The sequence below is a fragment of the Aeromonas sp. 600527 genome (assembly GCF_049175415.1).
GTDB lineage: Bacteria > Pseudomonadota > Gammaproteobacteria > Enterobacterales > Aeromonadaceae > Aeromonas > Aeromonas veronii_A.
Genome location: NZ_JAAKVA010000004.1, coordinates 1 through 16,217 on the forward strand (window position 1 = coordinate 1; position 16,217 = coordinate 16,217).

Below are 16,217 nucleotides of genomic sequence, written 5' to 3' on the forward strand. Positions count from 1 at the left end.
CCCGAGCGGCCAAAGGGATCAGACTGTAAATCTGACGGCTCTGCCTTCGAAGGTTCGAATCCTTCTCCCTCCACCATCATTCAGAAAACCCGGCCTAGCGCCGGGTTTTCGCTTTATCGCCAATTCACCTTTCCGCCCTTGTCAGATCTGACAGTTGCAATTGCATCCCAGCTTGCTCATCGTGGCATCATCAACATCAGAGTGTTCACATCATGTTTGAAGTCTGGGATGAGCATGGCCACGCAACAGGTCTGACACTGCAGGCACTCAAAATCAGAATCAGCAACGACTATCAGGGCGATCTGATGGTGCGCTACAGCAACAAGCTGGGACTCCCTACGACTCTTTTTCTGACAGTTCACAAGGGTATTGCCTATCAGCGCTTCAAAGCCGGCTCACCAAAACTGGACTGGGAGTGGCTGGCTGGCGCAGGTAATGGCCATACACCCCGCGATTTTATGAGTGAGCAGTTTCCCCTACTCCAGTTTTCCCTCGACAACAACTGACTCTTCATACTGTTCGCTTAAACGCATCAGCTCCCCGATGATTTGCTGTAGTTGGGCACGAAAGCGTGTCAGCTCGTCAGTACAAGCTGACGATCCAAACTGGCGGATTTTTTCTTCCAATCGCCATGCCTCTTCAGCCAGCTGCGGCGCCATCATCATACTGACGGTTCCTGCCTGACGATGAACCCAATTAGCCAGAGCCTTGTCATCCTGTGGTTGCTGCCCCATCGCTTGCTCAAGCTCCTGACGAAAGAGTGGGAACATCTGCCGCAACTTGTCACCTTGGCCAAAAAAAGCCGCCATGGCCGCGACATCAATCAAGGATGGTGATGGCAAGATACGCCACTTTTGCAGCATCTGACGCAAACCATCCAGCAGCACCGGCTTGCCCAGCAAATCATCCATGCCGGCGGCAAAGCAGCGTTCAGCCTGCTCAGGCATGACATTGGCCGTCATGGCAATGATCAGCAAGCGCTTCTTATCCTCCCCAGCCCGTACCCTGCGCGTGAACTCATAGCCATCCATCACCGGCATCTGGCAGTCACAGAGCACCAGATCATAGGGATACTGCGCGACCATCTCGAGGGCTTGCTGGCCATGCTCAGCCAGTTCGCAGTTCAGCTTGAGCTGCCCGAGCTGGCGTATCACCAGCTGCTGGTTAAGGGGATTATCTTCCACCAGCAGAACCCTACAGGGCAGCATGGGCTCGCACTCTGCGCTCTTTTGTATCGCTTGCGTAACAATCTCATCGCTCAAGGCCAGCTGGCGATAGCAGACTTCCCGCACTGCATGCCAGGTCATGGGATTGCTGTTGAGAATGTAACCCTTCTCATCACTGCGATAGCCAAGAGGGGTGGCCAGCGGCAGCACCCGGATAACGCCCTCAGCCACCAGGTCATGGTCACTGAAACGCAACTGAGCATTATCAGGGGGCGACGTTCGCGTGACTCCCAGCGCGTCAAGATGCAGTAACAGGGTGTGACACAGCTTATCGTCATGCAGTTCAATGCTGGCTTGCAGGCCATTGAGACGGAGATCCGGCTCTCGCTGTGCCAGAACAGGCAGCGTGACTGTCAATGTGATAAAGGTACCTAGCCCCGGGGCACTCTCCAGCCGGATCTCGCCCCCCATCAAGTTGGCCAGGGTCTGGCAGATGCTAAGCCCCAGGCCACTGCCACCATAACTGCGGGTGGTGGAGCTCTCAGCCTGTTCAAAGGCATTAAAGATCCGGTCACGCGCTTCGGGTGTCATGCCGATGCCACTATCGCGCACACCGAAGCGCAATTGCTGTTGCCCCTCCCTCTGTGCCAGCAGTTGCACCGAAATCTCGATAAAGCCCCGCTCGGTAAATTTGATGGCATTGCTGACAAAGTTGAAGAGGATCTGACGCAAACGCAGCGCATCGCCGCTTACCCGGGCCGCAACTCCGGCATCAGCCCACAAGTAGACGCGGAGCCCCTTGCGGTGTACCTCGCTCACCGTCATGGTCAGCACACTGTCAATCAGCTCACGCAGAAGAAACGGGGTTTGCTCGAGCTGCATCTTGCCCGCCTCCAGCTTGGCGTAGTCGAGCACATTGTCGATCAGTGCATGCAGCCCCTGAGCCCCACGGTTGATGATCTCCACCATCTGGCGCTGCTCCAGGGTCAGTTCGGTGAAGGTGAGTTGCTCCGCCATGCCGACGATACCATTCATGGGCGTGCGAATTTCGTGGCTCATGGTGGCCAGAAACTCCCCTTTCTGGGTGGCGGCCGACTCAGCCTTTGCCTTGGCCATGGCGAGTGCAGCCTCGACCTGACGACGACGAACTATCTCCTGACGTAGCCGCCAGTAAGCCACCGAGAGTATCAGGATAAACAGGGCAATCCCGATACCTATAGGGATCAGAGTTCTGATTAATTTATGCCAAGGGATCCCCTCGCTGTAGTTCAATGCCAACCAGCTATTGCGGATCTGCTGTTTCTCCTTGTCACTCATGCTGGCGAGCACCCTGTTAATCAAAGGCAGCAAGGGGGTGTAAGGCTCACGCACCGCTACGGCCAGCTCATCTCTGAAAGGCGTCGGCGCAACAATATGCAGGCTGTCATCAAACTGCTCATTGATGAGTCGAGATATCACTGCAAGATTGCCTATGTAAGCGTCTCCGCGACCAGACGCAACCATGGCTAGTCCCTCTTTCGGGCCGGAAACCACAGTAGTCCTGATATCAGGAATACGAGCACGCAGCTCTGCAACCAGCAAGCTATCGGTAACCACCAAATGCTTGCCCACCAATTCTGCAAATCCCCCAAACGTACTACTCGCACGAGACATGGCGATCACAACAGGAAACGAAGCAATCGGCTGGCTAATCTGCCAACCGCTAATACGCTTGATTATTCGGGTCGGGATGACAGCAATATCCGCATCTTGATGCAGCAATCCCTGTAACAATTCAGGCCAACTCTGATCAACGCGATATTGATAGGCAAGTCCTAGCTTGTCTTTGAAGACATTCATGTAATCGCCGATCAATCCTGTGAGCTTACCGTCACCATCTGAGTAGGAGAACGGTATCCACTTGGGAATAAAGCTCAACTTAAGGGGGGGCAGGCTCGCAAGCCAGTCACGTTCATCCGGTCGCAGTAAAAAACCACTATGCCCCTGAAAGTTAAGGTTATTGTCGCTCAACCAGCGTTGTTCCAGAGCGCTGCGCTCTTCAATGCTCAGCGCCTGGATCGCTGTATCAAAGCGAACCCCCAGCCTAGAGTTATGTTTGCTTATTCCCAGATGCAGGCTCTCCATCAACAAGGGAGCCTGGGCGACCACTGCCAGTTCTGGATGCTGGGCAATAAACTGATTCGTGACATGCAAATTGCCGATATAGGCATCGGCCCGCTTGTCCAATACGGCCTGGAGTGCCATGTCAGTGTCTTGAAACAGCAGTCGCTGTACCTCTGGATAATGCGCTCTCACCAGCTTTTCAGTCAGAAATCCTGCTTCTATCGCAATGCGCGATTTATTCAAACCACTGACATTTTTAAACAAAGGTGAATCATGCCGCACTACTACCACGGTCGGTGAAGAATAATAAGGCCGACTATAGGTCACGCACTCACTCTCTTCCGATCGAAAAGAGTCCAGCATAATATCCAATTGCCCTTTACAACTCGCTACGTATAGCTGGTTCCAGTCAGGATATGTTTTCCATTCAATATGATAATCAAGATTCCTTGCCAGGGTCGTGATCAATTCAACACTGAAACCACTGGCATTATGTCCATCCCACCGCTGAAATGGCCCCCATCCTCCAGTTAATAACCCGACTTTTATTGTTGGTAATGAGTTGTTTTTATGAGCAGAGGCAGACGTCGTGAATATGCAGAAATGACATATCATTATGGCGACTATGCATCGGTATATGTTCATATGAAGACGACTCACTGTACGATTTCTGAAGGAGAGAGCATTATCTGAATACTAAAAAAGGTCGCGTAAAGTAGTATAGAAATGAAATGTTTGCTAGTGTAAATATTATTGTAATATTCATATAGGGCTCATCTATGTCTTCCAAGATCATTCTTGCCGACGATCATCCGCTTATACTGACCGGGATCCGCAGCCTTATTGCACAACACCAACCAGGTTGCGAAATTGTTGCCGAGGCACATCAGGTCTCCGAATTATTCAAAACATTGCAGCAACACCAATGCAATCTCTTGATAACTGATTTTAGTATGCCTGGTGACTCTCGCAGTGATGGCCTAGTGATGCTCCAAAATTTAAAAAGAAGCTACCCGGGACTCTCGATTATCGTGCTGACACAGATACAGAATGCCGGGATACTCCAAGCCTTGCTGCAGCTTGGGGTCAGCGGAATATTATTGAAGAAAGCCGTCATCAGTGAATTATCGGATGCCATTCGCCATGTCTTATCGGGCCAAAAATATCTTGGCCACTCAGTGAAAATGTTATTGGCGGAAAGCGGTATGGTTAACCCGGCCCAATCACAGCAACTGACACCAAGAGAGAGTGAAGTCGTGCGTTTATTAGCCAGTGGAATGTCTGTCACCCAGGTGGCCGAGTACCTGCATCGCAGCGTCAAGACCATCAGCACCCAGAAAAAGAGCGCCATGGTACGCCTCGGCCTGCAAAGCGATAGCGACCTGTTTCACTATGCCAAAGAGCAAGGGCTGGCCTGAACCTTGACCTTGGTGAATCACCCGAGCCTTAAATCGCGGCATCATAAATAAGGGTTACATTACCTTTATAAGTGCTGCCCGGATATTCCATCATCAAGGCCAGAACTGGCTTTTGCACTTTAAAGATGATGCTGCGTTCTTCATTTATGTAATATGGGTCTTTTATACCTGCTGTGAATAGCTTCTTAACGCCATGCGTCAAAGGAAACTCTTCTTTTGATTTATTTACATAAATCACATCAAGTTTGACTTGCATCCCGAGCCTTTCATTATTCAGCATACAGACTTCACCAATGGCATACTGGCAGTTCAGCCAGACATTAAAATCTGAACTACTCCATAGTCGATATGGTAACTCCGCTATCAAATAGGGAGGAATATGTGATTTCCCACGATAAATCCAGTCATGCCATCCACCAGGAGGTTGCAACACGACTTTGTCACCACCAGGAGGAAACTCTACCTTTATTTGATGTTGAACTTTTAATGTCAATTCTATTATCAGTTGATTATCTTCATATACCCCATTACCAAGATCGATATCTTTATTTTGGCCTACAGAGAGAATTATCGAACCGGTATAAATTCCATTTGGCATTTTCAGTGGGGAGGGTGGTGTTATTTTAAAACCGAAAAACATCGCTTGTATATTAGACGTGCCATCCACAGATAGTCCTGTATAACAAGATTTCCCCCCAACATCTCCCCATAATACGATCCAAGAGGTTAGATTAATATATCCTGCAACCTGCCGCTCAAGATAGCGACATCCACCTCGAGGATTTGTAAAGGATGTATTGTATATTTTCCAGCCATCATTTTGATTGACAACAGAATCAAAATGCACTCCTAACTTATCAGGCTTAAATAAAACCGAGAACTGTTGCCCTTTATCAGATGTAATAATCATGGTTTTGTTTCCCAACGAACTTAGAGAAACAAAGGAATCCCTTGTATTTGAAAAATCCTTTATCACATTTCGCTTTACTTTAGTTTTTAATGAAAATAATAAGCTATCAAGTGACATTACACCGCCACTACAGGATGAAAGCCACATTCCCTCACTGGTTTTCACACATTTTGTAGTGCTAACAAAGGTTCCATTATCAGCATCATAGACTGCAGGCTTATATTCAGCGGTCACTTTAACGACTGCAGCCTGACATGGAAATCCAAAGAGCAAGCCTGCTATTAACCACCAATATCCGTACATCGCACCAGCTCTCATTATCTCTTCCTGCTCAAGCATTTATTGACTGGCCCAGGCCTGGGTACTGCAAACTAGATCACCCAGTAACAACACAGCCTGTTGGCGTTCGGCTCGGGCCGTGTCCAGCGCCAGATCGCACTGCTGTGCTCCCTGATATTCCACCTGCAAGCTGGGATTGCGCTCGCTCATCTCCACCGCAAAGAAGCCATCTGCCTCGCTGACTGTGCGGCCCGCGTGGTTGACCACCATGGCGCCTCTCAAGGGATCGCCCTTCTCATCCAACAATCGACCGATGACGGTTACTGTCTGCATGACCCTGACTTTGTGATAGGCCACCCCCCCCTTGTTGAGATGATAGGGCAGCACGTTGGGGCGAATGCTCACCGAGGGCGCATCGTGCTCTGCCAGATCCAGCTGCACGGCACCGCTGCGATAGGCGGCTACGGGTATCAGATTGCGACCGGGCCGCAACTTGATATTGCTACCCTGATCGTCATCGGCGCGCAGAGTCAGCTCGGGCATATCGGACTCCAGGTCCACTATCATGCCCGCCTCGAACCCTTGCGATTGACCTGTCATGGTCAAGCTGCCCTCATCGCCAAACGCCAAGGTACTGTCGAGGTTGAGCCCCCCGCTCAGCGCCCGGTTATAGGAGGATGATTGCAGGTGGGCATCACCACTGACCAACTCCCCCTGAAACTTGGCGTAGCCTGCCGTGCCAACGCCGTAACTGTCGGTAGTCAAGTTGGCCCCCACGCTCTGCAGTGCGCCCCACTCCAACTGTTGCTGGTACCCGAGGGAGGCGTTGCGCTCCTGCCCACCGGAACGAGAGGTTCGACTGCCGATACCGATGGCCAGTAGGCTATGCTCTCCTCCCAGATTCATGCTCAGGGAGAGCATGCCGCCCCTGTCCCTCGCATGATCGGTACTGATGCTACCTGGCCGGTCAAACACCGTCAGGTTCCAACTCACCGTATGACCAAGCAACTCTCCGTTGTAACGCCAGCCCAGATCTGCCCCCAGCCCACGCCCCACCTGGTGTGCCAGATAAAAGTTGGCGGAGTGGCACTCATCGAGCCGCTGCTGCAACGACAGGTTGCTCTGCTTGAGGTCACGGCTCTCCTCTCCGACTTTCCCATGCTGGCGCTGCTGCTGGTGGCTCAGCACCAGGCTACCTTCGCCATAATGGTACAAAGCCTGCAGATCGAAGCCGCTGCCCAGCGCCTGTGTCGCCATCAGGTTGCCAAACAACCGCCACTGTTTATCCAGGCTCCAGTCGGCAGAGAGACCATGCTGCCAGCGCTGGTCGATATACTGGCTGGAGGCCCCGACTACCACCGAAGGGGTGAGCAGATGGTTGAGCATGACGCCGCTGCTCAGAGGCCGGGCCGTGTCCTCCTCCCAGTTGCTGAACAAGCGGGTCTGCTGGCCCACAAACAGGTTGAAGCGCCAGCTTTCATCCGGGTTTTGCCAGTTCATCGGCTTGTAGATCATCTCTCTGCGCCGCTCGGTGACTTGGCCATCTTCCAGCACATGCAGCTCCACCTCGTAGATGCCGGTGGGCAGCACTTTGGTATCCAGCGCCTGCAAGCCGGAGAGCACCTGCTGCGAGTTGATGAGCTGCCCATCTCGATAGATCTCGACCATGCCGGGTCGGCTCGGGGTGACATAGACAGGTGTGGTACTGACTTGGCCCTGCTCTATCAACAGGGTGTCGGAGTCACCCAGCATGACCCCCAGCACGGTCGGAGTGCCGCCGCCAAACAGGGTGGGCTGACGCACCAGCCCCTGGGCATAGGGCGAGAAGTAGCCCAGCCGATAGAAATGTCCTGTACCTTCGTGTTCGGCATAAAGTTGCTGCACATGATGCTGAGCCGCCTGCCCGCTGACAGACTGGCTCACTTCTCCCTCCAGCAGCGGCGTCCACTGTCCTATGCTGCCCTGTGCCATCAGGTTGTAACGGCCACTGCGCTGCTCCCCTTCCCCCTGGATCAGGTTCAACTGGTGGCGCAACAGGGCGCCATAGCTGCCCCCGCTGGGCAGGTTGTGATAACGGGTCAGCGGCTGCCCCTTCTCGGCACCGGCCGTCAGCACCGACAACTGGGAGTTCTCCAGGCTGTACTCCAGCGCCAGCACTTCGTCGGTACACTGATTCTGACATGGGCCCAGTCGATGGGATGCCGTCAACACCTTGCTCCAGCGCTGGCGGTCCCGTTCTTCCAACTCGCTCTCGTGGCCGTCGGTCAGAGCCAGCAGTTGTACACTGGTGTCTTTGCCTAGCACTATCTCGCCTTCCCCCAACAGTTGCCCATCCACCAGGATGCGCACCGTCAGCGGGACGCCGAAGAAGTAGTCGGCAAAACCATCAGGCAAATCTTCTGCTTGTTGTAGCAGGTCAAGGGGTTGTGCAACATGCCCCCCCGTAGCCCAGGCAGGTACACACAATGCAACCAGGATCAACAGGAAAGAGAAATACGACACGACCTATCTCGCTCTTCTAAGCAAAGACAAAAAGGCTCCCCCGATACAGGGAGCCTCCATCAATCGGCTTATGCGCCGCCTTTAGGGGCTTCCGATTCAAATATCATGTTCACTACCCCCTGGTAGTTGCCTGGCTTGTAGCCAGTGACCGGGGCATCCACCGGGATCACTTCCAGCCCCAACAACTTGCCGGTCTTGGCATCATCAGCCTTCATTACTTCAACGGAGGTGGTCGACAGGGCGACACCACCCACCTTAACGGTCAGGGGAATGTTGTCGTTGCCGCTGGCCATCACGGCCGGGTTGGTCAGGTAGCCAGTGATGGCGCCGATCGTGCTCTTGGCATCCAGCTGTTTGCTCAGCTTGTCCAGCTTCTTGGTATAAGGGTTGTAGGCCAGCTTCTGCGGGGTGCTCATCCAGTTGTCCCCGCCGGTCGGCTGCACATAGAAAGCTTCGGTCGGGATCTGGGCGGTCACGGTGACCTGATGCTCGACACGTTCGGCAGCCATCAGATTGGCCGACACCAGCATGGCCAGGGGCGCAGCTATCCATACTTTCATTACTCTCTCCTCTCTCGGATATAAGAAACATCAGTGACCAATCACCATGTTTCTACTATTGTCGCCCTCTATCAGCACAAATCGATAGAGGCGATCGCTCTTCTTCATCAACTGCTTTTTCATATTTGGCAGCAGATGAATCTTGGTCGGGCTGGAACAATTTGTTTTCCGTTCATTACATTCTTCAAAAAAATCCAGTATGAGTGTTGTGTTGCCTTTATTGATGATGGTGGTCATCTTCTCATCTTCAATAATTTGGGTATCAAAGTGACTTTTTCTTGGCATCACGAACAGGATTGAGCCGAATCCGGTCAATATATTTACACCAGCGGAGACCTGTTGTTGTTCTTTCTGAATTGCACCGGCATCAATATCAAAGCTGTCTTCTGCTCTGGGCAACACAGGAATAAACCGAACCCTGAAGTAGCGCTCTTTATCGCGATCTCCCATAAACAGAAAACGGGTTGCCTGCACACCACTTGCCGGAATAATGAGCCTGGAAGGACTTGCAACCAGTGCTCGATTACCTTCTGTCAGCTCCGGCGACTCCTGTGGCATACCATCACTGTCATAGGTGATTTCATGGATGGCCACCTTTACAAAGGCTGTTGCATCACCCTGATTACGAACCCGTTTCAAATAGGTGCTCTGTTGTCCTGACATGTAGTCATAGAGCGTGCCAATACTTATTTCAGCTGATGCAAAAACATTTCCACATATTAAGCAGAAAAGAATTGAAATGAACTTCCTCATAAATTTTTATCCAAAAAACTGCTGCGAGATTTTTATTTGCCCTACATTGTGTAAATTTATATATTTTTGCAAACCACCCGAAAGGATATCGATGACACTACTTTACGAGTCACATGAACCACTGTTAATCAGAATATTCTGATATTGACTTCAAAAAACACCGCCGACATATCAGACAATTCCTACAGGCTTTCTCACGCATCTCTGCTGTATTATCCGCACCCCTTATCAGTCAACAGGTGAGTGCCGTGTTTGCATTTCGAGAAGAGTACCCAATAAGTGACATGGCAAGCATCGCAGTAGCCGATCTTGCCATGCCCTTTTATCAGCCAATCATTGGCCAGGATCATCAGGTCAAGGGTTACGAGGTACTGGCCAGACGCTGGGAGCCTGCCCGGCAGAACTATCATGGCATCGACTTTGCGTCCCTCAGTGAGGAGCAGTCTCTACATCTGGACATCGTCATGCTCAGAGCCATCATGCGTGATCTACCGACTCTGGCGAAAAACGGTCCCTGTTTCCTCTCCATCAATCTCAACCCGGCACTGAACAGCCCCACCTATCAGAACCTGTTATTACTGGTGCTGATGCAGGCGCGCAAGGTGGGGATCGACATATGGTTCGAAGTAGTGGAGTACGCCCCGCTACAGCGCAAGGCGTTGGCCCTGATCGAGGTACTGCGTAGCCACGGTGCCCATATCGCGTGCGATGACTTTGGCACCCTGGAGTGCAACTTCCAGCGCATGCTGGCGATGCCTTACGAGATCATCAAGCTGGACCGCTCCCTGTTGCTGCAAGCCACCAAGAATAGCCATGCCCTACGGATGCTAACCGGCCTGGTAGAGTACTTGCAGCGGCTCGGTATGAAGGTGGTGTGCGAAGGGGTTGAAACCCAGCAACACATCGAGATCGCCAACCAGCTCGGCTGTGACTATCAGCAGGGCTATGCCCATGCCATGCCCTCCCCCCTCTCACGCTGGGCCTGAAAGGCCCCATTGATCACGTCGACTCCAGCCCCTGCCAAATTGCATGATACGGTGAGGACGAGTACAATCTCGCACCCCGTTTATCCGGCGCATATTGTTTATAAACGTACAGCCCGGATATGCCGTTATCGGGTAGCGGTCCGAGTATCTACTCCCCCCGCAGCTCAAGCCATACGATGCCATCAGGTGGCGTCGTCCTGATTTGCAATCAGACATAAAGAGTCAGCCATGTTTAAACCAGAATTGCTCTCCCCCGCAGGTTCCCTCAAGAACATGCGTTACGCCTATGCCTATGGTGCCGATGCCGTCTATGCCGGCCAGCCCCGCTACAGCCTGCGGGTACGTAACAACGAATTTGATCACGAGAATCTGCAACTCGGCATCAACGAAGCCCATGCCCTCGGCAAACAGTTCTACGTGGTGGCCAACATCCAGCCCCACAACTCCAAGCTCAAGACCTTTATCCGCGATATGCGCCCGGTGGTGGAGATGAAGCCGGATGCGCTGATCATGTCAGACCCCGGTCTCATCATGATGATGCGTGAAGCCTTTCCGGATATGCCCATTCACCTCTCGGTGCAGGCCAACGCAGTCAACTGGGCCACGGTGAAATTCTGGCATCAGATGGGCCTGACCCGGGTCATCCTCTCCCGCGAACTGTCGCTCGACGAGATCGAGGAGATCCGCATGCAGGTGCCGGAGATGGAGCTGGAAGTGTTCGTCCACGGGGCACTGTGCATGGCCTACTCCGGCCGCTGCCTGCTCTCTGGCTACATCAACAAGCGTGACCCCAACCAGGGCACCTGCACCAACTCCTGCCGCTGGGAGTACAAGGTGCACGAAGGTAAAGAAGATGAGGTAGGCCAGATCGTCCACCGTCAGGAGCCGATCGCCGTGCGTCCGGACAACACCCTGGGACTTGGCAAGCCGACCGATGCACTGGTGCTGCTGGAAGAGTCCAACCGCCCGGGCGAGTACATGAGCGCGTTCGAAGACGAACACGGCACCTACATCATGAACTCCAAGGACTTGCGCGCCGTCGAGCACGTCGAGCGACTGACCAAGATGGGCGTTCACTCGCTGAAAATCGAAGGTCGTACCAAATCCTTCTACTACTGCGCCCGTACCGCACAGGTCTATCGCAAGGCGATCGACGATGCAGTGGCAGGTCGCCCGTTCGATCGCAGCCTGATGGGCACCCTCGAGAATCTGGCCCACCGCGGCTATACCGAGGGCTTCCTGCGCCGTCACAACCACAGCGAATACCAAAACTACGACTACGGTTACTCCGTCTCCGACACCCAGCAGTTCGTCGGCGAGATCACCGGTCGCAACGGTGACATGGTCGAGGTCGAGGTAAAGAACAAGTTCCTGGTGGGCAACAGCCTGGAGCTGATGACCCCGCAGGGCAACCTCAGCTTCAATCTGGAGCAGATGCAGAACCGCAAGGGCGAACTCATCGACACCGCACCGGGCAACGGCCACGTAGTCTATGTGCCGGTGCCGAAGGAAGTGGACGTGAACTACGGCATCCTGCTGCGCAACCTCGGTGAGCGTCAGGATACCCGTCAGCCCCACTCGGCCGCCTGAGATGGCACTGCTCATCACCGACAAGTGCATCAACTGTGACATGTGTGATCCCGAGTGTCCGAACCAGGCCATCAGCCTGGGTGAGGAGATTTACGAGATCGACCCAAGTCGCTGCACCGAGTGCGTCGGTCACTATGAGAAGCCGACCTGTATCAGTGTCTGCCCTATCGACTGCATCATCTGGGATCCCGCTCATGTGGAAACCGAAGATCAGCTGATGGAAAAGTTCGTCCGGATGCACCGGCAGTAACTCAGGCATCAGCGTCTGCAACTCGCAGACTGCATCATCCGGAATCCTGCTCATGTGGAAACCGAAGATCAGTTGATGGGGACGTTTGTGCGGATGCACCGACAGTAAAACGAAAAAAGGCCGAGCAATCGGCCTTTTTTGATCCTGTGTTCAGCAACTGGCCATCACTTGCCGATCAATCGACTCAGCTTGTCCAGCTCCCGCTGGGCCTCCAGCATCCTGGTCTGGGACTCCTCCAGCTTGGCCTGTTGCTTGGCAATTTTCTCCGGCTTGCCACTCACTCTCGCCTCCTGCAACTCGAGCAGGCGTTCGTCCACCTCGCCACGCAGCTTGTGAACCCGCTCTTTCTGCTCCTTGAGCAGCTCCTCATCGGTGCAGTTGGCCTTGATATTGCGCGCAGCCTGTTCCAGGCCGGCAATCTGTCCGGCATTGTTGTGAGCTTTGGCAAACACCAGTTGGTCGTTGACGGCCTGCAGACGAGCCTTGCAGCCGACAGCTTCACTGCCATAGGCATGACCCGCCAACAGCAGCAACCCTATTCCTACACTTTTCCACATCTCGATTCACCCGGTCATGTTTGCGAACTGACCATAAGAACCGTGTTTCGCTAACGGGTCAAGCAAGCAGGTAAAAGGTGCGACAGAAGTTGTGCGACATCACGCTATCGTCATCCGGTTGGTTCTACAATGACGCTTTTTAGAATCAGGAGTCTCTTATGAATCAACAGATTGTGGTGATCGCCAATGGCGCCCCCTATGGCAGCGAATCCCTGTTCAATGCCCTGCGTCTCGCTATCGCCCTGAGCGAACAGGGTGGCGCCAGCCTTAAGCTGTTCCTGATGTCAGATGCGGTGAGTGCGGCACTGGCCGGTCAGGCACCGGCCGAAGGGTACAACCTGCGCCAAATGCTGGAGATCCTGCTGGCACAGGGCGTCACCATTCGCCTGTGCAAGACCTGCACCGATGCCCGTGGCATCACCGCCCTGCCGCTGATCGAGGGCATTGAGGTCGGCACCCTGCCGATGCTGGCCCAATGGACCCTGGCGGCCGACAAGGTGCTGACCTTCTGAACCATAAGGGGCTGGCCAGCGGCGAAGTCAGCCCGGTTAGCCTATCACCGACTCCTGCCGGGCACTTCGCCGACCATGATGTCGGGCGCCAGCTTCATAAAGCGCAAAAATCGCCACACAAAGCAGCGCCATCAGCACATAGAGCAGCTGACCGCTCCACTGCTCGAGGATCCAGCCTCCCAGCAGGGCGCCGGCGGCCCCTCCCAACCCGGCCAGTGCGCTGGCACCAAAGTAGCTCCCTTTGAGATGAGCGGGGGCCATCTGATCGATCAGCACGTTGAGCAGGGGGAACAGGATGGTCTCGCCGATGCTGAGCAGCAGAACAGCGCCAAACCAGTGGCTGCGCACCATCGGGTCCCCCAGCGCGAAGAGCAGCTGGGCCGCCAGAAAGAGCGCCATGCCGATATGAAGCCGTACCCGCACCGGCCAGCGTGACAACAAGCGCAGCAGCGGAAACTGCAGCAGCACCACGGTCAGGGCATTGGTCGCCACCAGCAGAGCAACCAGCTCGGCCACCTGCGGCATACCGGCCCGGGTCAGGTACTGCACCAGCGGTGAGTGAAACTGGGAGTAGACCAGCACCATCAGGAGATTGGCCATCACCAGCAACAGGAAGGCGCGATCCGCCAGCAACACCTTGATTGCATCCCGCAAGCCGGGCCCGGCAGTCCCCGGCTTGCCTGTGCTGCCAGCCCGGCGAAAGCCCCAGCCAAAGGCCAGCGCCAGCAGCAAATAGCTCACCACCAGAAACAGGAAGGTCTCCTGCTGGGCGTTGATCCCGAGGGTCACCCCGAGCAGCGGCCCCAGCGCCGCCCCCAAGTTGAGCAGAAAATAGCGCAGGTGCAGTGCCAGCTCCCGCGCCTTGGCCGAGGCCAGACTGTCGGCCATCAGCGCCTTGCCGGGGGCATCGATGAGCCCCGACGAGAGGCCGCTGCCCATCACCCCTATCCCGAGCCAGAACACCGCATGGGAGAAACCGAGCAGACCGAAACAGATCATCGCCACCAGACAACCGGCCAGCAGTATGCTGCGCCGCCCGAAGCGATCAGAGAGCCAGCCGCCGTAGAAACTGACCAGGGTAGAGAGGGCCATCGAGCCACCCAGCAACAGGCCGATGAAGGTGGCCGAAAGGTCATACTCCCGATAGAGCAGAATGGAGAGGAAGGGCCACACCATGTAGTAGCTGGTGCGCACCATGAAGGTGCCCAGAATGACGATCCAGACCAACGGGGTAAATTGCCTGAAGGTGCTCCATGACATCGCTATGCTCCATGCCCCGCAGCTCTTACCACAAGATCCTGTCATAAACGGGGAAAGCATTCAGTTGTAACAGAGGGCCTCAATAGAAACAACCTTTGCTCACCCGCAAGGTGCAACCGGATGCAAAAAGGCCAGCCGATGGGCATCGGCTGGCCTTTTTATCGCGGGATTTCCCTCTGGCTAACGCCAGAGGCCAGGCTTAGCGCCAGGGGCTCTGCTGCCACAGCCGCCCAAGTCCTGCCTCGAGCGCCTGCGCGCCCTGCTGCCCCAGCTTCTGGGTCAGGCTTTTTGGCTTGCGATAGCTGATGCCGATCACCTTGTGGTGGCTGGCCTGCGCCAGCAGGTAGTCATCGCTGGTGCAGAGGGTATCCACCAGCCCCAGCCCCTTGGCCTGACTCGCCAGCCAGTGCTCACCGGTCGTGACCCGATCGATATCGAGTTGCGGACGGTGCTCGGCCACAAAGGCCTTGAAGCGCTCGTGGATCGCCGCCAGCTCCTCGCGAAACTTCTCGCGCCCCAGATCGTCGTTCTCGCCGAACATGGTGATGGTGCGCTTGTATTGACCGGCGGTGTGCATCTCGAATTCGATATCGTGCTTTTTCAACAACTTGTTGAAGTTCGGCATCTGGGCGATCACCCCGATGGAGCCGACGATGGCAAAGGGGGCAGCCAGGATCTTGTCCGCCACGCAGGCCATCATGTAGCCGCCACTCGCCGCCACCTTGTCGATAGCCACGGTGAGCTTGATGTCACGATCGCGCAGCCGCTGCAGCTGGGAAGCGGCCAAGCCGTAACCATGCACTACGCCACCACCGGATTCGAGCCGCAGCAGCACCTCGTCGCCGGGCTGGGCGACGCCAATCACCGCGCTCACCTCCTCGCGCAGGGAGGCCACCTCTTTGGCATCCATGCTGCCGTTGAAATCGAGCACGAACAGGCGGCTTCGCTCATCACCGGCCTTGGTGCGTTTTTTCTGCTCTTCCTTCTGCTGCTTTTCCATCACCTTGCGCTCAGCCTTGCTGGCCAACGCGCTCTTGAGGGCAAATTGCCCCTGTTCCAGCTCGCTCGAGAGATCGGTCACCACCAGCTCACCCTTGCGCGCTTTCGGCTGGCGAGTGCTGACGATCATCAGGATGATGGCGCCGATGGCCAGCAGAAAGGTCACTGTCTTGGCCAGAAACAGGCCATATTCGGTCAGAAATGTCACGATGGACTCCAGAATGGATCGGTTTTCGTCACATTCTAGGGAGTTTGGTGAATGCGCGCAAAAAATCGCAGCCAGTGCCCGGAAAAACCAACCAGAGCATCACAACCTCTCTATTTTCTTCACATTTTTCTTGCCGCTGGCTGGTCAAACAGGCGCGCGGATCA

14 protein-coding genes are annotated in these 16,217 nt (G+C 54.7%); 6 read left to right on the forward strand and 8 right to left on the reverse strand.

The features are described 5' to 3' along the window. Positions 1–212 precede the first annotated feature (212 nt). Positions 213–506, forward strand: coding sequence for a hypothetical protein (locus tag G5154_RS07135; protein WP_005347735.1), 294 nt, complete (start codon positions 213–215; stop codon positions 504–506). Here the strand turns inward: G5154_RS07135 and G5154_RS07140 are convergent. Beyond that, positions 477–3,884, reverse strand: a complete 3,408-nt coding sequence (locus G5154_RS07140) for an ATP-binding protein (RefSeq protein WP_421250625.1) — start codon at positions 3,882–3,884, stop codon at positions 477–479. The genes G5154_RS07135 and G5154_RS07140 overlap by 30 nt on opposite strands. Positions 3,885–4,048: 164 nt before the next feature. Between G5154_RS07140 and G5154_RS07145 the strand changes: the two genes are divergently transcribed. Further along, positions 4,049–4,687 (forward strand): response regulator, encoded by a 639-nt coding sequence (locus G5154_RS07145; protein WP_216978263.1) that lies wholly within the window; start codon positions 4,049–4,051, stop codon positions 4,685–4,687. A 28-nt stretch (positions 4,688–4,715) separates the two neighbouring features. Here G5154_RS07145 and G5154_RS07150 read toward each other — a convergent pair whose 3' ends face one another. From G5154_RS07150 to G5154_RS07165, 4 genes are all read right to left on the reverse strand, one after another. Then, on the reverse strand, positions 4,716–5,915 hold the full coding sequence (locus G5154_RS07150; protein ID WP_216978262.1) for a hypothetical protein: 1,200 nt from the start codon (positions 5,913–5,915) through the stop codon (positions 4,716–4,718). Between the two features lie 21 nt (positions 5,916–5,936). Next, positions 5,937–8,270, reverse strand: coding sequence for a CS1-pili formation C-terminal domain-containing protein (locus G5154_RS07155; RefSeq protein WP_421250626.1), 2,334 nt, complete (start codon positions 8,268–8,270; stop codon positions 5,937–5,939). A 176-nt stretch (positions 8,271–8,446) separates the two neighbouring features. Then, positions 8,447–8,938, reverse strand: a complete 492-nt coding sequence (locus G5154_RS07160; protein WP_216978260.1) for a CS1 type fimbrial major subunit — start codon at positions 8,936–8,938, stop codon at positions 8,447–8,449. 30 nt (positions 8,939–8,968) lie between these two features. Then, a complete protein-coding gene (locus G5154_RS07165) occupies positions 8,969–9,691 on the reverse strand; it encodes a hypothetical protein (protein ID WP_421250627.1) in 723 nt (240 codons plus the stop codon). Between the two features lie 248 nt (positions 9,692–9,939). Here G5154_RS07165 and G5154_RS07170 point away from each other — a divergent pair, with 248 nt between their 5' ends. The 3 genes from G5154_RS07170 to G5154_RS07180 all read left to right on the forward strand — a co-directional run bounded on the left by G5154_RS07170 (position 9,940) and on the right by G5154_RS07180 (position 12,517). Next, positions 9,940–10,677, forward strand: a complete 738-nt coding sequence (locus G5154_RS07170; protein WP_236347414.1) for an EAL domain-containing protein — start codon at positions 9,940–9,942, stop codon at positions 10,675–10,677. Positions 10,678–10,905: 228 nt separating this feature from the next. Next, entirely contained in the window at positions 10,906–12,267 is a 1,362-nt protein-coding gene (gene yegQ, locus G5154_RS07175; protein ID WP_236347411.1) for a tRNA 5-hydroxyuridine modification protein YegQ, read from the forward strand. Position 12,268: 1 nt separating this feature from the next. Beyond that, positions 12,269–12,517 (forward strand): YfhL family 4Fe-4S dicluster ferredoxin, encoded by a 249-nt coding sequence (locus tag G5154_RS07180; RefSeq protein ID WP_005334896.1) that lies wholly within the window; start codon positions 12,269–12,271, stop codon positions 12,515–12,517. A 164-nt stretch (positions 12,518–12,681) separates the two neighbouring features. Here G5154_RS07180 and G5154_RS07185 read toward each other — a convergent pair whose 3' ends face one another. Next, positions 12,682–13,074, reverse strand: coding sequence for a DUF1090 domain-containing protein (locus tag G5154_RS07185; protein WP_421250628.1), 393 nt, complete (start codon positions 13,072–13,074; stop codon positions 12,682–12,684). Positions 13,075–13,232: 158 nt separating this feature from the next. Between G5154_RS07185 and G5154_RS07190 the strand changes: the two genes are divergently transcribed. Beyond that, positions 13,233–13,586, forward strand: a complete 354-nt coding sequence (locus tag G5154_RS07190) for a DsrE/DsrF/TusD sulfur relay family protein (protein ID WP_309506906.1) — start codon at positions 13,233–13,235, stop codon at positions 13,584–13,586. A 36-nt stretch (positions 13,587–13,622) separates the two neighbouring features. Here G5154_RS07190 and G5154_RS07195 read toward each other — a convergent pair whose 3' ends face one another. Further along, entirely contained in the window at positions 13,623–14,846 is a 1,224-nt protein-coding gene (locus G5154_RS07195; RefSeq protein WP_421250629.1) for an MFS transporter, read from the reverse strand. Positions 14,847–15,045: 199 nt separating this feature from the next. Continuing rightward, entirely contained in the window at positions 15,046–16,053 is a 1,008-nt protein-coding gene (gene sohB / locus G5154_RS07200) for a protease SohB (protein ID WP_421212266.1), read from the reverse strand. Positions 16,054–16,217 lie beyond the last annotated feature (164 nt).